Source organism: Bradyrhizobium sp. BR13661, assembly GCF_029892425.1.
GTDB lineage: Bacteria > Pseudomonadota > Alphaproteobacteria > Rhizobiales > Xanthobacteraceae > Bradyrhizobium.
In genome coordinates, this window is sequence record NZ_JARXWB010000040.1 from 1 (window position 1) to 26,999 (window position 26,999).

Here is a 26,999-nt window from a genome sequence, read left to right on the forward strand (position 1 = left end):
GAGACCGGGCCGGATCACGGCGTCAAGCGCCAAGGACCCAACGGCTTCCCGCCCACCGCCATCATGACAGACTTTCCACACACAGGGACCCATACGCCGCAGCAATAGTTGTTGCGCGAGACGGTCATTGCCTATCCTCGCCAAACTGCTGCTGCGGCGTATGGGTCCCGGCTTTCGCCGGGACGACAGCAAGGGTTGGAGCGACGGTGGATGCTACATCCGCAACAACGCCTGCCGGTCAATCTTCCCCGTGCCCGTCTTCGGCAGTTCGTCGATGAAGATCACCTCGCGCGGATATTTGTACGGCAGCAGCTTGCCCTTCACATAATCCTGCAGCCGCCGCGTCGTCTCGCTCTGGTCCGTGGCGCTGATGTTCATCACCACGACCGCTTTCAGCGTCATGCGCCTGTCAGGCAGTTCAGCCGCGAAAACCGCGCACTCGCGGATGTCAGGGTGATCGGCGAGGCACAGTTCGACCTCGAGCGGGTAGACCCATTGGCCCGAGATCTTGATGAGATCATCGGCACGGCCGCGGAAGAAATGAAAGCCGTCGCTGTCTCGGACGAAACGGTCGCCGGTGTAGATCCAGCCCCCCTCGCGGATGGTCTCGGCGGATTTGTCCGGCCGATTCCAGTACAGCGGCGTGTTGGAATCGCCGCGTACCCACAAAATGCCTTCCTCGTTGTCGCCGACCTCGCGACCGTCCTTGTCGCGTAAGCTCACCTCATAGCCGGGCACGCGCAGGCCGGCGGCACCGAGCTTCTTCTGCGCAGGGCTGTTGGAGAGATAGATGTGCAGCGCCTCTGTCGAGCCGAGGCCTTCGACGATCTCGAGCCCGGTGAGCGTCTTCCAGCCGTTGAAAACTTCGGCGGAGAGCACTTCGGCCGCGGAGAGGGACATGCGCAGGGACGAGAAGTCTGTCCGGGCTGCACCTTCGGCCTTGGTCAGCGATGTGTAGAGCGTCGGCAGGCCGAAGAAGACTGTCGGTTTGTACTGCTCGATCGCAGAAAAAATCGACGCCGGCTTGGGCTGACCCGGCAGCAGTAGCGTCGCTGCTCCCGCCGAGAACGGGAAGGTGACAGAATTGCCGAAGCCATACGCGAAGAAGATCTTTGGTACCGAGAAGCATATGTCGTCAGGCGTCAGCTTCAGCACGTTCCGCGCGAAGGCGAGATCGCTATAGGCCATGTCGTGCTGGAGATGCACGATGCCCTTGGGCCGACCGGTCGAGCCGGACGAATACATCCAGAACGCCATCTCGTTCCGATGCGTCTGAGCTTCCGCCAATTCGATTGGAAATTGCGAAAGCCAGTCTGCGGCGGCGATCGCCTTCGGCGCGGCGTGGTCGCCGAGATGGCCATTGACGACGATCAGCGTATGTAGCTGAGTGTCCTTGCAGGCCTCGGCATTGAAGCGCGCACAGAACTCGGCATCCGCCACCGCAGCGGTCGCGCCGGAATCGGCGAGATAGAATTGCAGGAGATCGGGCGGTGTCAGCGTGTTGATCAGCAGCGGCACGAAGCCCGCGCGTACCGCGCCGAAGATGGCGGCGGGGTAGGCCGGTGTGTCATCGAGGAACAGCAGTACGCGGTCGCCGCGCTTGAGGCCCAGCGATGCAAAGCCGTTGCCCCAGCGGCAAGCGTCTGCACAGAGCTCGGCATAAGTGCGTGTGCCCGCAGGCCCAATGAGCGCGAGCTTGTCGCCGCGACCCCTAGCAAGATTGTCGAACAGCACACGGCTGGCGTTGTAGATGTCCGGAACGGCAAAGCCGATTTCGCGGGCGCCCGCGCTGTCGGCGGGCACCTGGTCGCGAATCTCGCTGATCATGCCGTCACCTCGTCGACCGCATCTCCGCCGCCGTTCTTCTCGGCCTCGTAGCGGGCCATGAAGGCCGGCGACATCGCACGCAGACGCGCATCGTCGATGCGGCCGGAGCGGGTGATGTAGCTATAGGCAAAGTCGAGCAGGCCGAGCTGCATGTGCTGGGCAAAGTGCTCGTACCAGAACGCGCTTGTGCGCGCGGCATTGACGAGCTTCTGCACCACAGGCTTGCGCGCGGCCTGGTAGCGATGCAGCGCCGTCGTCAGATGTGCGTCCGATTCCAGCGCCTTGACCAGCGCGATCGCGTCCTCGATGGCGAGCCGCGTGCCGGAGCCGATCGAGAAATGCGCCGAGTGCAGCGCATCACCCATCAGCACCATGTTCTTGAACGACCAGTGCTCGTTCCAGACCCACGGGAAATTGCGCCAGACCGATTTGTTGGAGACGAGGCAGTGGCCGCCGAGCGTGTCGGCAAACACCTCCTCGCAGACGCCCTTGGATTGCTCGGCGTCCTTGTAGGCGAAGCCATAGGCCTGCCAGGTGGCGTGATCGCATTCGACCAGGAAGGTGCTCATGGTCGGCGAATAGCGATAATGATGGGCGTTGAAGGCGCCGCGGTCGGTTTTCACGAAGGTCTGCGACAGCGTGTCGAAACGCTTCGAGGTGCCGTACCAGACGAATTTGTTGGAGGAGTAGGACAACGATGTGCCGAAATCGCCCTCATAGGCGCGGCGCACCAGCGAGTTCAGGCCATCGGCGGCAACGATCAGATCGGGGCCGTTGAGCTGGTCGATCGCCTGGATCTGGGTGTCGAAGCGCGCCGTGACGCCAACATCGAGCGCGCGCTGCTGCAGGAATTGCAGGAGCTCCAGCCGTCCGATCGAGGAGAAGCCGACGCCGTCGATCGCGACATGATCGCCGCCATGGTTCAGCGTGATGTTCTCCCAGCTCTCCATATGCGGCGCGATCGCGTCGACCGTCTCGGGGTCGTCGGCGCGCAGGAACTCGAGGGCCTGGTCGGAGAACACGACGCCAAAGCCCCAGGTCGCATCGGCCGGGTTCTGTTCGAACAGGTCGACTTGATCCTCGGGGTGACGCTTCTTCCAGAGATAGGCGAAGTAGAGCCCGCCGGGCCCCCCGCCAATCACGGCGATCCGCAAATTCTGCCTCCCTAATTGACAGTATACTTACTATCTCAGGGTAGACTAATGGGCTCCGGCCACCCACGCCAGCGGAATTATCGACAGGCGTAGCGCACCGCAGCACGGCCGCGGGCACCCACATTGCGCGTGCCCGAAACCGTCAACTGCGAATCATAGCCAAACCGCGTCGGATTGACCACCCGGGCGTCAGACGCAGCGCTTTACGTAGACCCCGTTCACCAGCACCCGGGTACAGCGAACCACTGGCACGGGGTGGCGAACCACAACCGCGCCATTAGGGCCTGCGCAACCGGCGCGGTAGACGCCGCGGGCGCACACCACCGCGTTGGCATCGGATGACTCGAAGGTCATGGTCGCCGCAAAAGCGAAGAGCGCGGAAGCGATAAGCAGGAATGAACGCATGTCTTCCTCCCAGATTTTGTCGTGATTGAATCGTTGTTGGCACACGATTAGTCGCCGCAGGCGCGCGATAATTCATTCGCGCGCCACCGGATATCAATCGCGCGTGAACTGCGCGCCGCTTATCGCGCCGCGAATGGCGCAAGCACTTCCTTGCAGCCGGGCGACAGCGAAGCCGCGTTGCTGGCAATACACTGCACGATACGACCGCCACCGGGCTCGACGCCGGCGCAGAGCGAGCGGACGTCGGCGCCGCACGCGGAGCGGAGGATGAACAGCTCTTCGCGCGGCCGCAATGGTCGCAAGACGATCACAGCGGGCGCGGCAGCCGGTGCTGCGGCCGCAGCGGGTGCGGCACCGGCTGCTGGTGCTGCCGTTGCAGTCGCGCCGCCGCTACCAGCCACAGCGCTCACCTTGGCGCACGCCGCCGACACCTTGGCCTTGTTCTTCTCCAGGCATTCCAGCGCAGGCGCACCGCCCGGCGGCACGCTGGCGCAGACCTTGGGATAGTCGGCGCGGCAGGCGCTCTTGACCGCAGCAGTCTGGGCACTGCTCGGCTGCTTGGCGGCGGCCTTTGGAGCGGCCGCGGCGGCCGGCTTTGCTGCGGGTTCGGCGGCAGGGGCCGCTTCGGTCTTTACAGGCTCAGATTTGGCAGGCTCAGATTTGGCGGGCGCTGCTTCGGTCTTTGGGGCCGCCGCCGGTTCGACGGCGCGAACTGCGCTCTGGCATCCCGCCGACAGGCTCGACATGTGGCCCTGCAAACATTGATACGCTTCGACGCCGCCCGGCGTCACGCTCGCGCAATGCGCCATAAAATCCGAGCGGCATGCGGAGCGAATGGCGCTCTTCTGGGCCTCGGTCTGCGCGAATGCGCTTGTTGCAGTTGCGAAGAGTGCTGCTGCGAGCAACGCGTGACGCGTTGATGCATGTTTCAACGTGTTGAACATCTGAGTGAATTCCTGCCCTGTCGGTAACGCCGACGTTTTCTTAAAACTGATGCAAACAAATCATCGCGGGTGATGCCGCGCGCGGCATCCTTGGCCGCTTTGGCCACTACCGCAAGTAGATAATGTCAGTGCAATTGCGACGTAACTACGTCGTCAGAGCTTGATCATCCGCTTGCCGCGGTTCTCGCCGGCGAGCAATCCGATCAATGCTTTCGGCGTGTTCTGCAAGCCGTCGATGATGTCTTCCTGTACTTTCAGCTTGCCGGATTTGACCCAGGCCTGAAGATCGCCGAGCGCGCGCTGGCTGTCCTTCATGTAATCCATCACGATGAAGCCCTGCATCACGAGCCGCTTCACCACGATCAGTCCGGGCACGCCGCGCGGGCCGTGCGCCGACGGCGCGCCGTCATATTGCGAGATCGCGCCGCAGCAGGCGATGCGGCCGTAATTGTTCATCTGTGGAATACAGGCTTCGAGAATGTCGCCGCCGACATTGTCGAAATAGACGTCGATGCCCTTTGGCGCGGCCGCGCGCAGCGCCTTGAACACCGCGCCGTCCTTGTAGTCGACCGCGGCATCGAAGCCGAGCTCGGAGGTCAGCCAGTGGCACTTATCCGTGCCGCCGGCGATGCCGATGACGCGGCATCCCTTGATCTTGGCGATCTGTCCGACGATCGAGCCGACCGAGCCTGCGGCGGCCGAGACCACGACCGTCTCGCCCTCCTTTGGCTTGCCGACCTCGAGCAGGCCGAAATAGGCGGTGAGGCCGGCGATGCCGAACACGCTGAGCAGATGCGTCATCGGCTCGAGCTTCGGCATTTTCGTCAAATGCTTTGCCGGCACCGCGGCAAACTCCTGCCAGCCGGTGTCGCCGAACACGATATCGCCGGGCGCAAGCTCGGGCGCCTTCGAGCTGACCACCTCGGCAATGCCACCTCCTGCCATCACGCTGTTGGCTTCGACGGCCGAACGATAGGTCGCGCCGTGCATCCAGGCGCGGTTGGCCGCGTCGAGCGAGATGTAGCGCACGCGCAGCAGGGCCTCGCCGTCCTTTGGTTCGGGCAGCGTGCCCTCGACCATCTTGAAGTGCTCGGGGCCGAGCTTGCCGCTCGGTTTTTCCACCAGCAGAATTTGGCGATTGACACTTCCGGTCATGACGTTCCCTCTCCGATTGTTTGACGTTTATTGATGCAGCTGCCGCAAACAAAACGTGCAAGCCGCGTTCGTTGTGCGCTGCATGAAGGCTAGATCGCTGCGTTCCGTTTCGCAACGGGAACATCCGCCTCGCGCGCCCGCACGCAAAGCGTGTTGCGTCGCTGTCATATCTGCGACATCATGAAGCGGCCGGTGTCGTGGGGGTCGCTAATGTCGAACAAGTTCACGCAATACATCCTAGGCGCGATGGTGCTGGGCATCATCATGGGCTCGGCGATCTACAATTTCCTGCCCGATACGCGGGGTGACTGGGCCTCCTCCATCAACCTGATCGCCGTGATCTTCCTGCGCCTGATCAAGATGATCATCGCGCCACTGGTGTTTGCGACCCTCGTCGGCGGCATCGCCCATATGGGCTCGGGCTCCAAGCTCGGCCGCATCTTCGCCAAGACCATGGGCTGGTTCATCAGCGCCTCCTTCGTCTCGCTGATGCTTGGCCTCATCATGGTCAATCTGCTTCAGCCCGGCGCCAACTTCCCCGGCACGCTGCCTACGGCGGGGCAATCGACCGGCCTGGCGGTCTCTGCCTTCTCGCTCGAGAAATTCCTGACGCATCTGATCCCGACCTCGATCGCGGATGCGATGGCGCAGAACGAAATCCTGCAGATCGTGATCTTCGCCGTGTTCTTCTCGGTGGCGATGGGCTCGATGCCCGAGCGCTCCAAGCCTATTCTGGCGTTGATCGACGACCTCGGCCACATCATGCTGAAGGTGACGAGCTATGTGATGCTGTTCGCCCCGTTCGCGGTCTGGGCTGCCATCACTGCGACCGTCGCCAAGAACGGCCTGCTGGTGCTCTGGAAGCTCATCGTGTTCATGGGCGGCTTCTATCTCTCGCTGTTCATCCTCTGGGGCATCCTGGTCGTCGTCGGCTTCATCGTGATCGGGCCGCGCTACAGCCATCTCCTGAAGCTGATCCGCGAGCCGCTGATGATCGCGTTCTCCACCGCGAGCTCGGAGGCGGCCTATCCGAAGACGCTTGAAGGCCTCAACCGCTTCGGCGCCTCGTCGCGCATCTCGAGCTTCGTGCTGCCGCTCGGCTATTCCTTCAATCTCGACGGCACGATGATGTATTGCACCTTCGCGAGCGTCTTCATCGCGCAGAGCTATCACATCGACATGCCGCTCGGGACGCAGCTGGCGATGCTGGCGACGTTGATGATCACCTCAAAGGGCGTCGCCGGCGTGCCGCGCGCCTCTCTCGTCGTGATCGCCTCGACACTGTCGCAGTTCAACATCCCCGAGGCCGGTCTGCTGATGATCATGGGCATCGACACCTTCCTCGACATGGGCCGGAGTGCCACCAACGTGATCGGCAACACGCTGGCGACCTCCGTGGTCGCGAAGTGGGAAGGCGAGCTCGGCCCCGAGCATGCGACGGTCGGACCGGGCGATGTCGTGCCGGGCGACATGATCCCCGGCGAAGTGCCCGCTGAATAGAGGGGTGCGCGTCATGCGTCCGACTGTGGCGATATCGGCGGGCCTGTTGCTGGCATCCCTGCTGGCAACGGGAGCTTCCGCTCAGACGTCCTCCGGCGAAGGGCTCAGCCCGACGCTGTCAGCCATCAAGAACGCGCACACCGTGCGGCTCGGCTATCGCGAAAGCTCGCCGCCGTTCTCCTTCCTCGACCAGGCTAACAGGCCGATCGGCTACAGCCTCGAACTCTGCGAGGCGATCGTCGAGGAGATCGGCGCCGAGGTCGACGATCTCAATTTGAAAATCGACTACGTCAAGGTCACCTCGGACGACCGCATCGACGCCGTGCTCCAGAACAAGATCGATCTGGAATGCGGCTCGACCACGGCCAATTCGGAGCGGGGCAAGCGCGTCGCCTTCTCGCCGCTGATGTTCGTGGCCGGCACCAAGCTGATGGTGCCGAAGGCATCCAGCGTTCAATCGCTGACCGATCTAAAGGGCAAGACCATCGTGGTGACGAAAGGCACCACCAACGAGCAGGCGATCCAGGCGGCCGACAAGAAGCTTTCGCTCGGCCTGAAAATCGTCGTCGGCGCCGATCATGAGCAGTCGTACCAGATGCTGGTCGACGGCAAGGCCGACGCTTTTGCGACGGACGACATTCTCCTCTCGGGCCTGATCGTGCGCCACAAGTCGCAGGACAAGTTCCGTGTCACCGGGGACTATCTGTCCTACGATCCTTACGGCATCATGTTCCGCAAGGGCGAGCCGCAATTGTCGGCCGTGGTCGAGCGCACCTTCCGCAAGCTCGGCTCCAACCACGACCTCGTGCCGCTCTACAACAAATGGTTTATCGCGCGCATGCCGACCGGCGAGAAAATGAACGTGCCGATCTCGCTGCAGCTGGAAGAAGCGTTCAAAGCCATGGACGATTCCGCCAGCGCGAATAATTAGGCCGCTATCCCGTCATCCCCGCGCAATGGCGAAGCCATTGTCGCTGAAGGTGCGAGTGGCGCGATGCAAGGCATCGCGCCCGGAGCCTCGAAGGATGAGCGGCCCGCCCGTGGCTGCTAACGTCCCCCAAACACCCGGTCCAGCGCCGCGTCATACGTCGCCTGCACCAGCTCCGGATGCAGCTTCGCCAGCGCCTCCATCATCACGCCGGAATTGATCTCGAGCACGCGCCATTCGCCAACCACGCGCACCACGTCGATCGACGCAAAGCGGATGCCGATGGCTCGCGCAGCATCGACCGCGAGCCTCGCGCAAGCCGTTCGCACCTCGCCGTCCTCCAGCAACACCGGCTTGGCGCCGGCATCGAGATTGTGTCGCCAATCGTTGCCACGCTGCTTGCTGTAGACGACGAGGGGCACATCATCGAGCAGCACCACACGGACCTCGTCCTCGATCGCGACATAGGGTGAGATCACGAGCCCGGTGCTCATCGAAAAAACCTCGGCCGCCGCGTGGTCGAGCTGGGCCTCGGTCGTCACCTTGAACACCGATCGCCCGGATGTCCCTTCGTTCGGCTTCACTACCACACCTTGCGGATGGGCGTGAAACAGCGCGAGCATGGCACCGCGCCAGGCGGGCCCGACAACTTTCTCGCCCAGCTTCGGATTGAGGAAGAGGTGATGCGGGATGCACGGCACGCCTTGAAGTGAGAGCGCCTCTGCTGTCGCCGATTTGTCGTTGGCGAGGCGGTGCGCGATCGCGCTGTTGAGGCCGATGTCGTAGCCGAACGCGAAGCGGCGCATCTCGCCGCGGCGCATCGCGATCAGCCAGCCGCCGGCGCGGACATCGACGTCGATGTCATGTGCCGCGCAATAGCGCCTGATCGCCTGGACGAAGATCCGCTCGCCGCCTGCCATGTCCTGTTCCTGTCGCCAAAAGCCGCAAAAATGCGGGAAACGGCGCCAAAGCGGGGTGAAAGTCAGAGCTATTCTTAATGAAATTCTCGCGAGCGCGATGGAAATTAAGTGCTGCATTTGTGCCCGAAAGGGCAAAGAAATTGCCCTCTCGGGGCGCCCGACAGCAGATCCATTAATGATGTGACCAATTCCGCCGCAAATGCCGCTTTGACCGGCATCAATTGCATCCGGAACGAGGTTGATTATTGGTCGTAATGGCGTAGATCACACACGCGAAATCCTCCGCCATGGCAATGGTGTCCGCCCGGTTTTCAGGGCCGGGCAACGCTTTTGCCCTAAAACCGCAGACATTCGGAATATCGAAAATCATGAGCGCGTTTTACCGAGAGAAGGTCCTTTCCGTCCACCACTGGACCGACACGTTGTTCAGCTTCCGCGCCACGCGCGACACCGGCTTCCGCTTCCAGAACGGCCAGTTCGCCATGATCGGCCTCGAGGTCGATGGCCGTCCGCTGCTGCGTGCCTACAGCATGGCCAGCGCCAACCACGAGGAAGAGCTCGAGTTCTTCTCGATCAAGGTGCAGGACGGTCCTCTGACCTCGCGCCTGCAGAAGATCAAGGAGGGCGACACCATCCTGGTCGGCCGCAAGGCGACCGGCACGCTGATCACCGACAACCTCATCCCCGGCAAGCGGCTGATGCTGCTCTCGACCGGCACTGGCCTTGCGCCTTTCGCCAGCCTGATCAAGGACCCCGAGGTCTATGAGCAGTTCGAGAGCATCGTGCTCGTGCACGGCTGCCGCCAGGTCTCCGAGCTCGCTTATGGCGAGAAGCTCGTCGCCAATCTGCGCGAGGACGAATTGTTCGGTGAGTTGCTCGCGGACAAGCTGATCTATTATCCGACCGTGACCCGCGAGCCGTTCCGCAACCGCGGCCGCATCACCGACCTCATCAACTCCGAGCAGATCTTCAACGACATCGGACAGGGTCCGCTGAACATCGAGACCGACCGCGTCATGATGTGCGGCAGCCCGGCGATGCTGGAAGAGCTGAAGACGATGTTCGAAAGCCGCAACTTCGTCGAAGGAAGCGGCAACAAGCCCGGCCATTTCGTGATCGAGAAGGCGTTCGTCGAGCGCTGATTGGCGTTCGCTCTCAGGGGTCAGAGTCGTCCTGGCGATAGCCAGGACCCATAGCCACCGAGTCAAATTTGGCGAAGGCTGGTTGTTGTCAACCTTCGCACAACCCTGGTCTGGGGTAATGGGTCCTGGCTTTCGCCAGGACGACGGCGGTCGGTAAAGCCTCCTGCTGAGCTGAGCCCTGCCATGCCCGCCGCTGCTGCAGTGCAGCAGTCTAACCTCTCGGTGGATTGATTTTTCTCGACCGAATTCGCTAGCCTGAAACAAGCGCTGCGTCATATCCGTATGGCAGGTGCGGGCGTATCATACCGCCTGATGCTGGCGAGAGGGTGGGAATCGTGGCCGACAACAACAAGACGCAGGAATCGCCCAAACGTTTGCCGTTGGCGGAAGAGGGGATCATGGAAACCCTGCTGCTGCCGTTCTCGCCGCGCTTCATCATCCTCACGATCTGCGCGGTCGTCACCGCGCTCCTGATCGGCATCGCCATCGTGGACCGCAGGATCTTCGACATCCTGCTGGTGCCGATCGCGATCTTCGGCGCGCTGACGCTGCTCGGCGTCCGCGACCTCATGCAGAAGAGTCACGCGGTGCTGCGCAACTATCCGATCTCGGCGCATATCCGCTTCCTGCTCGAAGAGATCAGGCCGGAGATGCGGCAGTATTTCTTCGAGAGCGAAAAGGACGGCATGCCGTTCTCGCGCGACATTCGCGCGGTCGTCTATCAGCGCGCCAAGATGCAACTCGACAAGCGTCCGTTCGGCACCCAGGAGGACGTCTATCGCGAGGGCTATGAGTGGATGCATCACTCGGTATCGCCGAAGGCGCATGCCGAGGAGAAGTTTCGTATCACCATCGGCGGGCCGGATTGCGCGAAGCCTTATTCGGCCTCGGTGTTCAACATCTCGGCCATGAGCTTTGGTGCGCTCAGCCCGAACGCGGTGCGCGCGCTCAATGCCGGCGCCAAGAAGGGCGGCTTCGCCCATGACACCGGCGAGGGCGGCTTCAGCCCCTATCACGCCGAGATGGGGGGCGACATCATCTGGGAGATCGGCTCCGGCTATTTCGGCTGCCGTCATCTCGACGGCAGCTTTGATCCGGAGGCGTTCGCGCGGGTCGCGAGCCAGGACCAGATCAAGATGGTCGAGCTCAAGATCAGCCAAGGCGCCAAGCCCGGGCATGGCGGCGTGCTGCCGGCGGCGAAAGTCTCGGAAGAAATCTCCAAGATCCGCGGCGTCTCGATGGGCGAGGACTGCATCTCACCGGCCTCGCATCGCGCCTTCTCCACGCCCGTCGGCATGATGCAGTTCATCGCCGAGATGCGAAAGCTCTCCGGCGGCAAGCCGGCCGGCTTCAAGCTCTGCATCGGCCACCCCTGGGAATTTCTGGCGATCTGCAAGGCGATGCTGGAGACCGGCATCTATCCTGATTTCATCGTCGTCGACGGCAACGAGGGCGGCACCGGTGCTGCGCCGCTGGAGTTCATGGACCATCTGGGCATGCCGATGCGCGAGGGCGTCAATTTCGTCCACAATGCGCTGATCGGCATCAATGCGCGCGACCGCATCAGGCTTGGTGCGTCCGGCAAGATCGCCACCGCCTTCGACATGGCGCGCGCGATGGCGATCGGCGCCGATTATTGCAACTCGGCGCGCGGCTTCATGTTCTCGCTCGGCTGCATCCAGTCGCTGAGCTGCCACACCGACCGCTGCCCGACTGGCGTTGCGACCCAGGATCCGACGCGAGCGCGTGCGCTCTATGTGCCGCTCAAGATCGACCGCGTGCACAATTATCACCACGCCACGCTTCACTCGCTGACGGAGCTGATCGCCGCGGCCGGCCTCGAGCATCCGCAGGAATTGCGCCCGATCCACTTCAGTCAGCGGACGTCGACGACCCACGTGCAATCCTTCGCCCAGCTCTATCCGGCGCTGCGTCCGGGCGAGCTCCTGGAAGGCACGGAGGATCCGCGCTTCCGCGACGCCTGGCGGATGGCGCGAGCGGAGACGTTCCAGCCGGCGCTGTGAGCACTGGTGCGCGGGTCTTGCCCCGCCCGTTGGTGCAAATTCAGGGCAGCAAGGTTGGCGCTTAACGGTTGATTCAGCTTTGGGTGTAGATTCAGCCCATGGACGAGCGTCGCAACAAGGCCAGGCACCGCGTACTGAAGGCTGGAACCATCGAGTTCGGCGGCGGCGCGATCGACTGCACCGTCCGGAACTTCTCCGACAACGGCGCCGCTCTCGACGTCACCAGCCCGGTCGGCATTCCCGAGCATTTCACCTTGAACATCAAGGCCGACGGCACGCATCTCGCCTGCACCGTGGTGTGGCGCAAGGAAAAGCGGATCGGCGTGCGGTTCGGGTGAGGGCGCGCTCACCCCGTCTCCACCTCACTTGACCGGCTCGCCAGAATCTTGTCGATCCTCCTGCCGTCGAGATCGACCACCTCGATATGCCAGCCGGCGAAGTCGAACGCGTCACCGACATCAGGCAGCACGGTGAATTGCTGCAGCACGAGGCCTGCCACCGTGTTGTAGCGGTGATGCGGCGGCAGCTCGACGCTGAGCAACTCGCCGAACTCGTCGACCGGCATCCAGCCCGAGACCAGCAGTGAGCCGTCTGCGCGCCTGACATAAGCCGGCTCAGGCGGGCCTTCCTCGGAATGGAAGGCGCCGACGATCGCTTCCAGAATATCCGCCGCCGTCACCACGCCCTCGAAGGCGCCGTATTCGTCATGGACGAGGCCGATATGCACGGGCGCCGCCTTCAGGATCGCGAGCACGTCGCGCGCGTCGGCGGATGCCGGGATGATCGGCGTCTCGCGCACCAGGGCGCGCAGATCGGGCGTGCGCTCGCGCATATAGGCAACCAGCAGATCCTTGGCCTGCAGCACGCCGATCGGCTTGTCGCGATCACCGTCGCAGACGGGAAAGCGCGAATGCGGGCTCTTGGCAATCAGCGCCTGGATCGCTGCCTGATCATCGTTCAGGTCGATCTCGTCGACCTCCGTGCGCGGCGTCATCACGGCGCCGACCGGGCGGTCGCCGAGCCGCATGACGCCAGCGATCATTTCCTTCTCGCCGGGCTCGAGCACGCCGGCGCTCGCGGCCTCGCTGACGAGATGGTGGATCTCGTCCTCGGACACTTTTTCCTCGGATTTGCCGCCACGGCCGAGCAGGGTGAGGATCAGCTTGCCGGAGACGTCGAGCAGAAACACCAGTGGCAGCGAGACCTTCGCAAGCACGTCCATCGCCGGCGCGACCTTGACCGCGATGCTTTCAGGGTCGCGCAGCGCTACCTGCTTCGGCACCAGCTCGCCGACAATCAGGGTCGCGTAGGTGATGAGCGTGACGACGATGCCGACGCCGACGATGTCGGCGACGCCGGCCGAGAGACCAAGCTCGACCAGCCATTGCGTCAGCCGCTGCCCGAGCGTCGCACCGGAGAATGCACCGGAGAGTACGCCGACCAGCGTGATGCCGATCTGCACCGTCGAGAGGAACTTTCCGGGATCGGCGGCCAACGTTAGCGCGCGCTTCGCGCCCGGCACACCCTTGGCGGCTAGCAGCGACAGCCTCGCGGGCCGCGACGAGACCACGGCGAGCTCGGACATGGAGAGCAGGCCGTTGATGACGATCAGGACGACAACGATGAGAAGTTCGACGGAGAGCATGGACGTTCCGAGGGTAAGCGAGTGTGGCCGCGGATCGCAGCGCACGCATTGATATGGGTATTCTGTGAGGAAATGCCGGAAATCCTGTCGCATTTACCCCGCGGGGAACCTTGGCGGCTGCAGCATCAGGGTGGGGCTGCGAGGATCTGACACACCGCGGAACTACGGATCGTTGCTTAACGGGCTCTTAGTGGCCGCCAGTTAGGTTTTCCGACAATTTGCAGAAGTGTATTCGGGGACCCTGAGGATGCGGATCGGGAAGCTATTTGCACTGTCGATGCTGACGGTGACGGTCTTTGCAGTCGTGCTTGGCGCGGAGGTGCTGATACCCCAGACGCGCATCTTCACCGACCGATCCGACGCGATCAAGCGAGTCGATGCGTTCGGCACGATCCTGATGGTCAGCCAGCAGGTCGCCGGCCTTCGCGCCCCCTACATCTCTCCCATCTTTCAGGAGGGAGCTGCGACGCAGGCTCAGATCGATGTCACGACGAAGGCTGCGAAAGCGGCCGAAGCCTCCTTCGAGAGCGCAAGGCGCGCCCTCCTGGTGCTGGATGACGGCGCTGCGATGGCCGAAAACCTCGATCGCGCAGCGCGGCGGCTGAAGGACATCACCACGGCTGCAGATCGTGCGATGAGCGTTCCCCTCGTTGGGCGCGATAGTGTTGCGATCAAGGGCTTCCTTCCTGCCGTTGCCGAGGTCATCACCAACATCGAGCCGATCATGAACCGGCTGGAGGGGAGGGTCGTGGATGCCGATTCCTCGCTGGCAGCGCTGTTGAGCCTGGCGCGGACGGCGCAGGATCTCCGCGTCTCGGCCGGCAACCGTGCCGCGACGCTGTCGCCGGCGCTCTCCGCGCGCCGTCCGCTGCTGACGGCTGAGTTCTCTCTGATGGATCGCTTGCAAGGGCGTGTCGAGGCCGATCGCGAGCGGATCGCGGCCGGCATCGACCAGCTCGGCAATCCGCCGCGCATCGCCGCCGCGTTCAAGGCGGCGAACGAGTCTTATTTTGGAAAAGCCGCGCCAGTGGTTGAAAAGGAGATGCCCGCTGCGCGCGCCGACGGCAAGTACAGCGTCACGAACGAAGAGTTTGCGAACTTGATCGTCCCCGCCATCCAGATGTTCTTCGGCGTGCGCGACGCCGCGCTGGCGGAAGCGGCCGAGCGCGCCTCGGCTGCCCGCAGCGGCGCGCTGGCGATGCTCGGGCTCGCGGCCGTCGCCGTGCTGGCGTTGCTCGGGACGCTGGCCGGTGTGACCACGATGCTGCGTCGCCGCGTCGTGACGCCGTTGGCGAAGCTCGCGGGCGTGATCGGCGCGCTTGCCGCCGGACGGCACGAGGTCGAGATTCCGGCGACGGGCCGCGACGACGAGATCGGTCAGGTTGCCGGGTCGTTGCTGCATTTCAAGGATTCGCTGCTCGCCCAGAAGGCCGCCGACGAGGCGGCCGCGATCGAGGCCGAGGCGAAGCTCAAGCGCGGCCAGCGCGTGGACCAGATCGCGCGCGATTTCGAAGCCATGATCGGCGATGTCATCAACACCGTCGCGTCGGCCTCCTCGGACCTGGAGGTCTCGGCGGGAACGCTGACGAGCACGGCCGAACAGTCCGAGCAGGTCACCGCAACCGTCGCAGCCGCCTCCGAGCAGGCCTCCACCAATGTGCAGACCGTTGCGGCGGCGGCGGAGGAGATGGCCTCGTCGGTCGACGAAATCGGCCGGCAGGTTCAGGACTCCGCGCGCGTCGCCGGGGAAGCCGTGCAGCAGGCCGAGCGGACCAACGATCATGTCGGCGAGCTCGCCAAGGCGGCGGGGCGGATCGGGGACGTCGTCGAACTCATCAGCCAGATCGCGGGCCAGACCAATCTTCTGGCGCTCAACGCCACCATCGAGGCGGCGCGTGCCGGCGAGGCCGGACGCGGCTTCGCAGTGGTCGCCTCCGAGGTCAAGGCGCTGGCCGAGCAGACCGCCAAGGCCACCGGCGAGATCAGCCAGCAGATATCAGGCATCCAGGCCGCGACCGAGGATTCCGTCGGCGCCATCAAGGCGATCGGTGACACCATCACAAGGATGTCGGAGATCGCATCCGCGATCGCCTCGGCGGTCGAGGAGCAGGGCGCGGCGACACGCGAGATTTCCCGCAACGTGCAGCAGGCGGCGCGCGGCACCCAGCAGGTTTCCGCCAGCATCGTCGACGTGCAGCACGGCGCGAGCCAGACCGGATCGGCATCCGCCAGCGTCCTCGCTGCGGCCAGATCGCTGTCCGGCGAAAGCACCCGTCTCAAGACCGAGGTCGGAAAATTCCTCGACGCGATCCGCGCGGCGTAGGCGTCAGGCAGTCTCGCCGGGATTCTCCAGGCTGAACGTCTCCGATTGCTCGTCATAGGCGAACAGCTCTGCATAACGGCCCCAAGACACCACGGTCTTCAGCGTCTCGTCCGCATAATCCTCGGACATGTAGTCTTCGAGCTCGTTGCGGAACCGCGCCGCAGGCGCGGTGTGCGAGGGCCGTTCGTCGAGCACGCGGCGGATCAGGCCCATCACCGGGACGTAGGTGACGAGATGCTCGGCGAAGAGCTTTTTGCGTGCGTCGGTCTCGAGATGGGCGAAGCGCTTGCCTGCGTCGGTGAGCATCAGATCGCCCTCGCTCAGCTGGGCGAACCGCAACAGTTGCAGCGACTCGCCGAGATGCAGGATTTCGTCGGCTTCGAGCTGAAGCTGGCTCGCCAGTACCGGCAGGTCGGCATGTCCGTTGTAGGGCGCGTTCGCCAGTGTCTCGATCAGGCCGGATAGCACGTTGGACGACACATGGTGCAGCGTCATGCCGACGCCGGTGCCGGGGATGCCTTCGATCGCCGGTGCTCTCGGCTCCGCGCGCTGGGTCATGCGCGCATAGATGCTGTCGACGAGCTGGCGGAAATGCGGGTCGAGCCGGTTGCGTGGATGGCCCAGCTCGACCTTGATCTCGGCCGCGACACGGCCCGGGTTCGACGAAAACACCAGGATGCGGTCGCACATTAGCACCGCCTCCTCGATGTTGTGCGTGACCATGAGGATCGATTTAATCGGCAGGCGGCCCTCCATCCAGAGATCGATCAGGTCGGTGCGCAGCGTTTCGGCGGTGAGCACGTCGAGCGCCGAGAAGGGTTCGTCCATCAGCAGCATGTCAGGGTGCACGACCAGTGCGCGGGCAAAGCCGACGCGCTGGCGCATGCCGCCCGACAACTCCTTGGGAAAGGCCGATTCGAATCCGTCGAGGCCGATCAGGTCGATCGCGGCGAGGGCGCGCTTGCGCCGTTCGGCAGCATCGACGCCAAGCGCCTCCAGCCCGAGCTCGACGTTTTGCAGCACCGTCAGCCAGGGAAATAGCGCGAACGACTGGAACACCATGGCGACGCCGTTCGGCGGTCCTGCGATGATCTCGCCCCGGCAGGTTGCCTGTCCCGTCGACGGAGCGATCAGGCCGGCGATGATCCGCAGCAGCGTGGACTTGCCGGACCCCGAACGGCCAAGCAAGCCGACGATCTCGCCGGAGCGGATCGTCAGATCGACCTTCTCCAGCACCAGCAGCTGTTCACCGCTTCCCTTCGGAAAGTATCGGCAGACACCGCGGATATCGATGAGCGCAGGGGGTTGATCGAGCATGATGATCTCCTCGTCAGCCGAGCCGCAGGCGGCGCTCGCCGAAGGCGTAGAGCGGTCGCCAGACCAGACGATTGAACAACGTCACCAGAATGCACATCGTGGCTATCCCGAGAACGACACGCGGGAAATCGCCGGATTCAGTCGCAGATGCAATATAGGCGCCGAGGCCCGTGGCGTTCAGATGCGTGTCGCCCCAACTGGCGACTTCGGCGACGATCGATGCGTTCCAGGAGCCGCCGGAAGCCGTGATCGCGCCGGTGACGTAATAAGGAAATATGCCCGGCAGGATCACCTTGAACCACCAGCGCCATCCACCGAGATGAAGGCTGCTTGCCGCCTCGCGCAGATCGCTCGGAAAGGCGCTGGCGCCGGCGATGACATTGAACAGGATGTACCATTGCGTGCCCAGGATCATCAGCGGGCTCAGCCAGACATTTGGATTGAGCTTGAAGCTGACGATGGCGACGACAAACACCGGAAAGGCGAGATTGGCGGGAAACGCGGCAAGAAACTGCGCCAGCGGCTGGACGCGCTCGGCCAATTTTGGACGCAAGCCGATCCAGACGCCGATCGGCACCCAGATCAGAGTCGCAAGGGTAATCAGGACGATGACGCGCAACAGCGTGATCAGCCCGTCGCGAATCACGACGAGCACATCGCCCGGGCCGAGACTGGCCGAGAGATAGCGATAGGTCAGCCACGCAGCGTAAGCCGTGCCGGCGAGAATGACGGCAAGCCAGATTCTGTCAATCGATCGCGACAGCTGGTCATTGCTCTTTGTCGTTACCCGTAACTTGGGGAGCGAGATGCGCAAGTTCGAGACGGCGCGATTGATCGCGGAGAACGGCAATGTCACGGCGCGCAGGGCGCGGGTCCGCCGGAACAAATCGAGCATCCAGGAGGTGGGCGGCTCACCGGATGCCGTTTGCTCGAAGCGGAATTTGTCGGCCCAGGCAATGATGGGCCGGAACAACAATTGATCATAGGCGATGATGACGAGCAGCATCGCCAGGATGGCGTAGAAGATCGCCGGCAAATCGCGCTGCTGGATCGCCAGCGCGACATAGGACCCGACCCCAGGCAAGGTCACCGTGGTATTGCCGACCGTGATCGCCTCCGATGCGACCACGAAGAACCAGCCGCCCGACATCGACATCATCGCGTTCCAGATCAGTCCCGGCATCGCGAAGGGCACGTCGAGGCGCCAGAAGCGCTGCCACCCCGAGAGATGAAAGCTCTGGGTGGCCTCCTCAAGATCCTTCGGCACGTTGCGCATCGACTGGTACATGCTGAACGTCATGTTCCAGGCCTGGCTGGTGAAAATTGCAAACACCGAGGCGAGCTCGGCGCCGAGCACCTGGCTCGGAAACAGATTCATGAAGAAGACGACAGTGAAGGTCAGGAAGCCGAGGATCGGCACAGACTGGAGGATGTCCAGCACCGGGATCATCACCATCTCCGCGCGCCGGCTCCTGGCCGCGATCGCTGCATAGACGAACGTGAAGATCGTCGAGCAGACGATCGCGAGCAGCATCCGCAGCACGGTGCGCAGCGCATAGAGCGGCAGGTTTGCCGGATCGAGCGAAACAGGTGAGCGCTCCAGCTCCGACAATGGCGCGACGGTCTGCTCGCCGCCATAGACGATCAGCACCATGGCCCCGATCACGAGGATCAGTGCGACGACATCCCAGACGTTGGGGCGTAGCGCCCGGCCGATCGCGGTCGTGCGGATATCTCTCGGCTTCATGGGCCCGCCTCTGGGCAGCAATCCTGGGGCTAAAACTCGGCGTGGAGTCGGCCTGAGAAGATCGAGACCGGCCCACGATCGGCGTTATAGGCCGGGTTTGTGATCAACTGATAGTCCGCGGTCAGCGTCACACCCTTGATCACGGAATAAGCGTAGTACGCCTCGAGGATGCGTTCGGTGCGATAGTTGAGCTGGCCGTCGCCGATCAAGAGCCCGGTGCCGCCGGCTGCGAGGAAGTCGCGATGCGCGGCCGACAGGCCGTTGATGGCACCGCCGATACCCACCGTGTCGTCAGGACGTCCCCAATGGCTGCCCTTGATCGACAGGCCGCCCGACAGGCTGCGGTCGATGTCGGTGAAGGACAGGATCTGGTTGCGGCCGTCGTTCCAGCTGGCCCGTGCAAACAGTCCGACGTCATTGACGATCTGTTGCTCGAGATTGACATAGAAACCGTATTTGAGCCGGTCGCGCTGGTTCGCAGCGGTGATGGTGTTGATGTCGAGCGCCGGATTGGCCGCGGCGAGATCGACGACCTCGCGGTAGTTCGCGGTGTGCCCACTGTTGGCGAAGACGCCGACACGCAATTTTCCGGGCTGCTCCAGCAGCGTATGACGCTCCTCGAATTCGACCACCGAGCCCCCGGTCTTGAAGGTCAGCACGTCGCTGTTCGGCGCGTCCGGCACCTGGAATAGGCCGGCGCGGATCGCCCAGTCCTTGCGGTTGAGCTCGACCACGGCGCCGCGGGTGTAGCCGGGCAGGTCGGCCGGGAAGTCATAGGCTCCCGACGACCACATCGCCCAGTTCATGAAATCGGCGCGCGGGTCTTTCGCATAGGAGTTGCCGTCGAAGAAGTCGCCGACAGCGAAGCGGCCGACGATCAGCGTGACGCGGTCGATGTCGCGCTTGCCGGCCAGTTGGTTCGGCCCGTCCTCGACTGCTTCCTGTTCGCCGCCGAGCCCGAAGGTCTGCTTGATGTAGTAGCGCTGCGCGCGGATCTTCGGGAACGGCGCGCCCGCCTTCTGCGCTTCACCGTTGGAGAAGCCGGCAAGTCCGAGCGCGCCGTTGAGGCCAAAGCCCTGCGCGAGCTCGGGATCGAAGTAGATTTCCCCGCCGTCCCACAGCCGCGCGCCAAGAAAGGCTGTCGCGGTCCATGTCGCCTGCAACTGACCGCCACCGGGCAGGCTCTGCGGTCTCGCATAGGGCGAATGGATGGGCCCATAGCCTTGCGGCAGCACGGTCGTTTGCGCGTGGACGTTCCAGTCCTCGGAGTCAGGCAGCCTGGGTTTGCCGACGGCCGGCATCCATGGCGTGTCGCCGAACTGATAGTTCAGGCCGAGCTTGAACAGATGGATGCGCGGGTCGACGTTGACACTGCCGAGGCCAAAGCCGCTGAGATCGTAGGTCTTGCGCGAGAGATCGACATATTCGTACTCGGCCTTCGCGGTCCAGTTGCCGCTGACGGCGTATTCGAGACCGAGACCCGCAGTCCATCCGGCCTGGTAGTGTCCGACCGGGAACAGCGGCGTGACGCCATCGGCATCGTTGACGTTGATGCGCGTGTGCCCCCAGGCAACGCCGCCGGTGAGGTAAGGCATGAAGCGGTCGAAGGCATAACCCACGCGGCCGCGCACCGTGCCGACATAGTCGATCGTCGTGTTGAAGGGCACCGGCGAACGCGCGAGCGCCGGACCGTCTGTCGGCTCCGTGAACGTCGCATCTGCTTCGATGCCGAGCACCACCCGGTTTGCGAGCTGTCTGTTGTAGCCGAGCTGATAACCGCCGCTGAAGCCGGTCGCGCTGTGAGGCAGCAGCGCGCCCTGCAAGGGCAGGGGATTGGTGCCAGGTCCGAAAGCGGCATCGCCATAGGCAACATGACCGCCGACATAGAAGCCGGTCCAGTCGTAGACAGCCTTCGCTACCGGCGCCTTCAGCGGCAGGTCAGCGGCAAGGCTGGCGGCCGGTAGCGCAAGCACGCCCGAGGCGATGGCCGCGGCCGTCCGCAAATACCTGCAACGATGACTTCTCAACGTCAAAACGCACGCCCCCAAAACGCGAATGAAACCCAGCCGCCGCGACATCCCTGCCGATTCGCGGCGATCCTGTCATCAGGGGCCTTGGCGATTTACGCGATCGAGCGAGATGAACCCGTTTCGACGCGATTTCATCCCTGCCCCGCGCTTGTCCAGACTTTATTGCTAATCATTCGCAATAGCAACTAGTCCAGAATGTCGCAGAGGATGGTTCGCATCGTTATGTGACGGTAATGCAACAAAGAATGACCCCGCCCGGGGGGACAGCCGGGCGGGGTCGGGGGCACGACACGGGGTGGATGAGGCGCCCGTGCCGGACGCGGGATCCACGTGAGATCGGCCTCAACATTGGTCCATTTGTGGTCCGCGTGCCCAATTGGACGGAGGCTTGCCGTATCAGGTTCGAACGCGCTTCCGGCGGCTCGCGGGCGCGCATTTTTCCCAAATAATTTCAGGGGGATGAGAGTTAGCCGAGCGGACCCTTGGCGAGCCTGTTCACGTCGAAATCATCGATCTCCGCCAGCAGCTCGCAAAAGGCCCGCGCGCCCTGGTCGAGCAACTGCTCGCCCTTCGCCGGCACCGCCAGCGTCGCGTTGCCGACCGCGCCGCTGGCATTGAGGTCCTGCGCCTGCCAGGCAAAGGGTGCGGGTCGCTGTGTCGAGAGCCAGCGATATTGTTTTTCCATCGCGATGCTGCTCGCGGGAAAATCAGCAATCGCATTGGCGCGCACCTGATCCGGATAGCGCGCCAGCATGATCGAGGTCTCGACCGCACCACCGTGAATGCCGTGGCGCACTTCGTCTGATGGGAACAGCTTGTCCGCGCCTGATAGCCGCGACCACGACGTCGTCACCACCAACAGCTTTTGATGCGCGCGAAGATCCTGCGCTACCAGCATCATCGCGGCGCTGTTGCCGCCATGGCTGGTGATGATGACGAGCTTCTTGACGCCGCGTCGCGCGATGTCCTCGCCGATCCCGGTCCATCGCCTCAACGCCACCTCGGTCGGCAGCGTCTGCGTGCCCGGATAGTCGATATGCTCGGTGGAAATGCCCACGGGTTCGACTGGCAGGAACGTCACCGGAAGGGCCGCCGGCAACACGTCCCGTACGCGCGCCAGATAGGCGTTCGCGATCAGCACGTCGGTCTCGTTAGGCAGATGCGGGCCGTGCTGCTCGGTCGCCGCCAGCGGCAGCACCGCGATCCAGCGCGAAATGTCCGCGGGGGCAGCGTCGGCCCAGCGGATCTCGGTCCAGTCGCGGGAAGGCGTCATCAAGGTTTCTTTGCCCGAATTTGTCACGTAGTTTGGGGTTATCAGAGGACGCGGGCCCGGCCGGTTCGCGTCCTCGAACGTGTTGCGGTTTTATCGTGTTGTTGTCACATCGGCTAGAAGCGATCGACGGAGTGCATTCATGAGCCTTTCCCATCTGCGGCGAGCGTTAACGGCAGGCATGCTGGCATCTGTCGTGTCGGTCCTGCCGGCGCGCAGCGAGACCCTGGACAAGGTCACCTTCGGCACCAATTGGGTCGCCGAGGCCGAGCATGGCGGCTTCTTCCAGGCGGTTGCCGACGGCACCTACAAAAAATACGGGCTCGACGTCAGCATCGTTCCGGGCGGGCCGAACGAGAACAACCGCATGTTGCTGATCGCCGGCAAGATCGATTTCTTCATGGCCGCGAACACGCTGATGTCGTTCGATGCAGTCGCCAACAATGTTCCGGTCGTGACCGTTGCCGCGGTGTTCCAGAAAGATCCGCAGGTGATGCTGACGCAGCCCGATGCGAAGGTCACCAAGATCCAGGACCTCAAGCCGCTGACGCTGTTCGTCTCGAAGGAGGGTATGACCAGCTACTTCCAGTGGCTGAAGTCCGAATATGGTTTCAGCGAGAAGAACGTCCGCCCGTATAATTTCAACCCGCAACCCTTCATCGCCAACCCCAAGAGCGCGATGCAGGGTTACGTAACCTCCGAGCCCTTCGCAGTCGAGAAGGCCGCCGGCTTCAAGCCCAACGTCATCCTGCTCGCCGATGCCGGCTTCAACACCTATTCGACGTTGATCGAGACCCGGCGCGACCTGGTCGAGAAGAAGGCAGACCTGGTGCAGCGCTTCGTCGATGCCTCCATGATCGGCTGGTACAATTACATCTACGGCGACAATTCTGCCGGCAACGCCATGATCAAGAAGCTCAATCCCGAGATGACCGACGAGCTGCTTGCTTATTCCGTCGCCAAGATGAAGGAGTACGGCATCGTCGATTCCGGCGATTCCCTGAAGAACGGCATCGGCGCGATGAGCGACGAGCGCTACACCTCCTTCTTCGACAAGATGGTGAAGGCCGGCGTCGTGAAAGGCGATCTCGATTTTCGCAAGTCCTATACGCTACGCTTCGTCAACAAGGGCGTCGGCGTCGAGCTCCGCCCCGCCAAGCCGTAACGTATGATTGGATCGGGAATAGCAGTGGCTTGGTTTACCTCTCCCGTAGGGAGAGGTCGGATCGCATCGATAGATGCGATCCGGGTGAGGGGATCTGTACCCTCGTGGGACCTGCGCCCCCTCACCCGGCGCTACGCGCCGACCTCTCCCCGATGGGGAGAGGTGACGTGCCCCGCAACGATCAGCGAGCGATGATAGAGCGCCAACCTCCGCCCACCGTCGAGGCCAGCCTGACGGCGCTTGCCGTCAGCCTTCGCGGCGTGACGAAGGTGTATGACAACGGCGTCATGGCGCTCGGTCCGCTCGACCTTGCGGTGCGCAAGGGGGAGTTCATCTCGCTGCTCGGGCCCTCCGGCTGCGGCAAGTCGACGGCGCTGCGGCTGATTGCGGGGCTCAGCGCCGCGTCGTCAGGCACGGCGCGGGTGTTGCGGCACGAGGGCGAGATGCCGCCCGGCCACGGGATCGGCTTCGTGTTCCAGGAGCCGACCCTGATGCCCTGGACCAGTGTGCGCGAGAACGTGCGGCTGCCGCTGAAGCTCGGTGGTGTGCCGAAAGCTGAAGGATGGGCGCGGGCCGATGCAGCGCTCGCCAGCGTCGGGCTCGCCGATTTCGCCGACGCCTTTCCGCGCGAACTCTCCGGCGGCATGAAGATGCGGGTCTCGCTGGCGCGCGCGCTCGTCACCGATCCCGATATCCTCCTGATGGATGAGCCGTTCGCGGCGCTCGACGAGATCACGCGCTTCCGCCTCAACAACGATCTGCTCGTGTTGTGGCGCGGCCTTGGCAAGACCGTCATCTTCGTCACCCATTCGGTGTTCGAATCCGTCTATCTGTCGCAGCGTGTCGTGGTCATGTCGGCGCGGCCAGGACGCATCCAGGCCGACATCCGTATCGAGACCGTCGAGCCGCGTGGCGAGGAGTTTCGCACCTCCGTCGCTTACTCCGATTATTGCCGGAAAGTGTCGGCCGCACTGGCGCCGTCCTATCAGGGGCAGTCGACGCTATGAACGCGCAAGCCCCGGTCGCCGCAAAGCCGTCGGGCGCGCAACGCGCGGTGCGTTTCCTGCTGCCCGTCATGGTGTTTGCGGCGGGCCTCGCCGCCTGGGAGCTCGTGGTGCGCGTCAGGGAGATTCCGCCTTACGTGCTGCCGGCGCCCTCGGTCATTTTCCTGACGCTGATCAAGGACTGGGCGGTGCTGGCAGAATCGCTCGCCACAACGCTGCTCACGACGCTTGAAGGTTTTGCCGCCGCAAGCATCGGTGGAATCGCGCTGGCGCTGTTGTTCAATCAGTCGAAATGGGTGGAATATTCGCTGTTCCCCTATGCCGTCGTGCTCCAGGTGACGCCTGTCATCGCGATTGCGCCGCTGCTGCTGATCTATCTGGAGCAGCAGACTGCCGTCGTCGTCTGCGCCTTCATCGTCGCCTTCTTCCCGGTGCTTTCGAACACCACGCTTGGGCTGAATTCGGTCGATCGCAATCTCGCCGGCCTGTTCCAGCTCTATGGCGCTTCGCCGCCGCAAACCCTGCGCTTCCTGAAGCTGCCGGCGGCGCTGCCCTATATTCTCGGCGGCTTGCGCATTGCCGGCGGCCTGTCGCTGATCGGCGCCGTCGTGGCCGAGATCGCGGCGGGAACGGCGGGCGCCGGCTCGGGCCTTGCCTACAGGATCGCCGAGTCGGGCTATCGGTTGAACATACCCCGCATGTTCGCAGCGCTGCTTTTGTTGTCGCTGGCCGGGATTGTCATCTATGGGGTGCTGGCGCTAATTTCCCACCTCGTTTTGCGGCGCTGGCATGAGAGCGCGCTTGGAAAGGAAAACTGATGTCTACCGGTTCGATTTCGTCCGATAAGATCGACCTTCTGATCTATGGGCCGTCGCGGCCGATCCTAGAGAACGGGTTTTCCGATCATTTCGTCGTGCACAAGGCCGAGACGCGCGGTGACCTCGAGCGCCTGACGCCGGCGATCCGGGAGAAGATCCGCGGCGTTGCGGTGACCTATCACACCGTCCGCGCCGACAAGGATTCGCTGTCGCAACTGCCCAAGATCGAGATGGTGGCGAGCTTCGGTGTCGGTTACGACCACATCGACGCCAAATACGCGGCCGAGCACAACATCATCGTCACCAACACGCCCGACGTGCTGACCGAGGAGGTCGCCGACGTCGCGATGGGCCTGCTGATCTCCACCGTGCGCGAGTTCATCAAGGCCGATCGCTACGTTCGCTCCGGCCTCTGGCAGACGCAGAACTATCCGCTCAGCGTCGGCTCGCTGCGCGACCGCAAGGTCGGCATCGTCGGCATGGGTCGGATCGGCCAGGCCATCGCGCGCCGGCTCGATGCTTCGCTGGTGCCGGTGGTCTATCACACGCGTAACCCGTCCAAGGACGTGTCCTACAAGCACTATCCTGATTTGATCGAGATGGCGAAGGCGGTCGATACGCTGATGGTGATCGTGCCCGGCGGCACCAGCACCAACAAGATGATCAACGCCGAGGTGCTGAAGGCACTCGGGCCCCGCGGCGTGCTGGTCAACGTGGCCCGCGGCTCGGTGGTCGACGAACCGGCGCTGGTCCAGGCGCTGAAATCAGGCACCATCCTCGCCGCCGGCCTCGATGTGTTCGCAGCCGAGCCCAACGTGCCCGATGAGCTCAAGGCCATGCAGAACGTCGTGCTGCTGCCACATATCGGCTCGGCTTCGGTGGTGACGCGCAATGCCATGGACCAGCTCGTGGTCGACAACCTCAAATCATGGTTCTCAGGCAAGGCGCCGCTGACGCCGGTTGCGGAAACGCCGTTCAGGGGACGCTGATGCGCATTCTTTGGGTCGTTGCATGTCTGGTCGCGGCGGCTTTTGCCGCGATCGGCTTCGCGCATGCGCAGGACGCGACGACCCTGAAGAAGGAGATGATCGGGCAGTGGGAGCTCTCGACCACCGAACGCAGCAAGACCTGCGTCGTCACGATGAAGGGCGATGCTGCTGCGCAGGGCTTCAAGCTCGAGCTCGAGCCGGCCTGCAAGACCGCGCTGCCCTTCACCAAGGATATCGTGGCCTGGAGCCTGAAGGGCCTCGACATCGTCCGTTTGCAGGATGCATCCGGCGAAGCCGTGATCGACTTCACCGAGGTCGAAGCCGGCATTTTCGAAGGCCTGCGGCAGGGCGAGGGCGTCTATATTTTGCAGGACCTCGCCGCCGCCCGCTCGATGGCCAAGTCGATGGACCAGATGATCGGTGACTGGGCGATGGTCCGCGGCAACGGCCAGCCGATCTGCGGGATAACGCTGACCAACACGGAAGCCGAGCAGGACAATTTCCAGGTCTTCCTCAAGCCGAAATGCGATGCGGCGATCGCCCAGTTCAACCCGACGCAATGGCGGCTCGAGCGCGGCCAGATCATCCTGATGTCGAAATCGGGCGAAGTCTGGCAGTTCGAGGCCGACGACAATGCGCAATGGCGCCGGGTTCCCGATACGGCCGATCCCCTGATCATGCTGCGCCAATAG

Annotated in this window: 22 protein-coding genes; 11 read left to right on the plus strand and 11 right to left on the minus strand. The window is 63.5% G+C overall.

Going from position 1 to position 26,999, the window contains the following annotated elements; all coding sequences use genetic code 11:
* Window positions 1-213 precede the first annotated feature (213 nt).
* The 5 genes from M2427_RS37535 to M2427_RS37555 form a co-directional block, all read right to left on the minus strand.
* Window positions 214-1,827, minus strand: a complete 1,614-nt coding sequence (locus M2427_RS37535; RefSeq protein WP_280711847.1) for a benzoate-CoA ligase family protein — start codon at window positions 1,825-1,827, stop codon at window positions 214-216.
* Window positions 1,824-2,981, minus strand: coding sequence for an FAD-dependent monooxygenase (locus M2427_RS37540; RefSeq protein WP_280711848.1), 1,158 nt, complete (start codon window positions 2,979-2,981; stop codon window positions 1,824-1,826). The genes M2427_RS37535 and M2427_RS37540 overlap by 4 nt, the downstream gene beginning before the upstream one ends.
* Window positions 2,982-3,170: 189 nt before the next feature.
* The gene (locus tag M2427_RS37545) at window positions 3,171-3,386 is read right to left on the minus strand and encodes a hypothetical protein (protein WP_280711849.1); all 216 of its coding nucleotides are present in this window, start codon (window positions 3,384-3,386) and stop codon (window positions 3,171-3,173) included.
* A 119-nt stretch (window positions 3,387-3,505) separates the two neighbouring features.
* Complete coding sequence (locus M2427_RS37550; protein WP_280711850.1) at window positions 3,506-4,330, minus strand: cysteine rich repeat-containing protein; 825 nt, start codon at window positions 4,328-4,330, stop codon at window positions 3,506-3,508.
* Between the two features lie 153 nt (window positions 4,331-4,483).
* Window positions 4,484-5,485, minus strand: coding sequence for an NADP-dependent oxidoreductase (locus tag M2427_RS37555; protein WP_280711851.1), 1,002 nt, complete (start codon window positions 5,483-5,485; stop codon window positions 4,484-4,486).
* Window positions 5,486-5,695: 210 nt separating this feature from the next.
* Here M2427_RS37555 and M2427_RS37560 point away from each other — a divergent pair, with 210 nt between their 5' ends.
* A complete protein-coding gene (locus M2427_RS37560; protein ID WP_280711852.1) occupies window positions 5,696-6,985 on the plus strand; it encodes a dicarboxylate/amino acid:cation symporter in 1,290 nt (429 codons plus the stop codon).
* A gap of 13 nt (window positions 6,986-6,998) precedes the next feature.
* The gene (locus tag M2427_RS37565; RefSeq protein ID WP_280711853.1) at window positions 6,999-7,916 is read left to right on the plus strand and encodes an amino acid ABC transporter substrate-binding protein; all 918 of its coding nucleotides are present in this window, start codon (window positions 6,999-7,001) and stop codon (window positions 7,914-7,916) included.
* A gap of 116 nt (window positions 7,917-8,032) precedes the next feature.
* Here the strand turns inward: M2427_RS37565 and M2427_RS37570 are convergent, their stop codons facing one another.
* Complete coding sequence (locus tag M2427_RS37570) at window positions 8,033-8,833, minus strand: RimK-like protein (RefSeq protein WP_280711854.1); 801 nt, start codon at window positions 8,831-8,833, stop codon at window positions 8,033-8,035.
* 368 nt (window positions 8,834-9,201) lie between these two features.
* Here M2427_RS37570 and M2427_RS37575 point away from each other — a divergent pair, with 368 nt between their 5' ends.
* The 3 genes from M2427_RS37575 (at window position 9,202) to M2427_RS37585 (ending at window position 12,337) form a co-directional block, all read left to right on the plus strand.
* Entirely contained in the window at window positions 9,202-9,975 is a 774-nt protein-coding gene (locus M2427_RS37575; protein ID WP_280711855.1) for a ferredoxin--NADP reductase, read from the plus strand.
* Between the two features lie 398 nt (window positions 9,976-10,373).
* On the plus strand, window positions 10,374-11,999 hold the full coding sequence (locus M2427_RS37580; RefSeq protein ID WP_280711904.1) for an FMN-binding glutamate synthase family protein: 1,626 nt from the start codon (window positions 10,374-10,376) through the stop codon (window positions 11,997-11,999).
* A gap of 98 nt (window positions 12,000-12,097) precedes the next feature.
* Window positions 12,098-12,337: a PilZ domain-containing protein gene (locus M2427_RS37585; protein ID WP_280711856.1), complete on the plus strand. Its 240-nt coding sequence runs from the start codon at window positions 12,098-12,100 to the stop codon at window positions 12,335-12,337.
* A gap of 8 nt (window positions 12,338-12,345) precedes the next feature.
* Here the strand turns inward: M2427_RS37585 and M2427_RS37590 are convergent, their stop codons facing one another.
* Entirely contained in the window at window positions 12,346-13,644 is a 1,299-nt protein-coding gene (locus tag M2427_RS37590; RefSeq protein ID WP_280711857.1) for a hemolysin family protein, read from the minus strand.
* A gap of 247 nt (window positions 13,645-13,891) precedes the next feature.
* Here M2427_RS37590 and M2427_RS37595 point away from each other — a divergent pair, with 247 nt between their 5' ends.
* Window positions 13,892-15,967, plus strand: coding sequence for a HAMP domain-containing methyl-accepting chemotaxis protein (locus M2427_RS37595; protein ID WP_280711858.1), 2,076 nt, complete (start codon window positions 13,892-13,894; stop codon window positions 15,965-15,967).
* A 3-nt stretch (window positions 15,968-15,970) separates the two neighbouring features.
* Here M2427_RS37595 and M2427_RS37600 read toward each other — a convergent pair whose 3' ends face one another.
* The 4 genes from M2427_RS37600 to M2427_RS37615 all read right to left on the minus strand — a co-directional run bounded on the left by M2427_RS37600 (window position 15,971) and on the right by M2427_RS37615 (window position 22,334).
* Complete coding sequence (locus M2427_RS37600; protein ID WP_280711859.1) at window positions 15,971-17,284, minus strand: nitrate/sulfonate/bicarbonate ABC transporter ATP-binding protein; 1,314 nt, start codon at window positions 17,282-17,284, stop codon at window positions 15,971-15,973.
* 13 nt (window positions 17,285-17,297) lie between these two features.
* On the minus strand, window positions 17,298-19,031 hold the full coding sequence (locus M2427_RS37605; RefSeq protein ID WP_280711860.1) for an ABC transporter permease subunit: 1,734 nt from the start codon (window positions 19,029-19,031) through the stop codon (window positions 17,298-17,300).
* A 29-nt stretch (window positions 19,032-19,060) separates the two neighbouring features.
* Window positions 19,061-21,109 carry a carbohydrate porin gene (locus tag M2427_RS37610; protein WP_348521970.1) on the minus strand — a complete coding sequence of 683 codons (2,049 nt, stop codon included), beginning with the start codon at window positions 21,107-21,109 and terminating at the stop codon, window positions 19,061-19,063.
* A 418-nt stretch (window positions 21,110-21,527) separates the two neighbouring features.
* The gene (locus M2427_RS37615; protein WP_280711862.1) at window positions 21,528-22,334 is read right to left on the minus strand and encodes a creatininase family protein; all 807 of its coding nucleotides are present in this window, start codon (window positions 22,332-22,334) and stop codon (window positions 21,528-21,530) included.
* Between the two features lie 139 nt (window positions 22,335-22,473).
* Here M2427_RS37615 and M2427_RS37620 point away from each other — a divergent pair, with 139 nt between their 5' ends.
* From M2427_RS37620 to M2427_RS37640, 5 genes are all read left to right on the plus strand, one after another.
* Window positions 22,474-23,496: an ABC transporter substrate-binding protein gene (locus M2427_RS37620; protein WP_280711863.1), complete on the plus strand. Its 1,023-nt coding sequence runs from the start codon at window positions 22,474-22,476 to the stop codon at window positions 23,494-23,496.
* Window positions 23,497-23,687: 191 nt separating this feature from the next.
* Window positions 23,688-24,503 (plus strand): ABC transporter ATP-binding protein, encoded by an 816-nt coding sequence (locus M2427_RS37625; protein ID WP_280711905.1) that lies wholly within the window; start codon window positions 23,688-23,690, stop codon window positions 24,501-24,503.
* Window positions 24,500-25,318: an ABC transporter permease gene (locus M2427_RS37630; RefSeq protein ID WP_280711864.1), complete on the plus strand. Its 819-nt coding sequence runs from the start codon at window positions 24,500-24,502 to the stop codon at window positions 25,316-25,318. Before M2427_RS37625 ends, M2427_RS37630 begins: the two co-directional genes overlap by 4 nt.
* Entirely contained in the window at window positions 25,318-26,307 is a 990-nt protein-coding gene (locus tag M2427_RS37635) for a 2-hydroxyacid dehydrogenase (RefSeq protein WP_280711865.1), read from the plus strand. The genes M2427_RS37630 and M2427_RS37635 overlap by 1 nt, the downstream gene beginning before the upstream one ends.
* Window positions 26,307-26,999 (plus strand): AprI/Inh family metalloprotease inhibitor, encoded by a 693-nt coding sequence (locus M2427_RS37640; RefSeq protein ID WP_280711866.1) that lies wholly within the window; start codon window positions 26,307-26,309, stop codon window positions 26,997-26,999. The genes M2427_RS37635 and M2427_RS37640 overlap by 1 nt, the downstream gene beginning before the upstream one ends.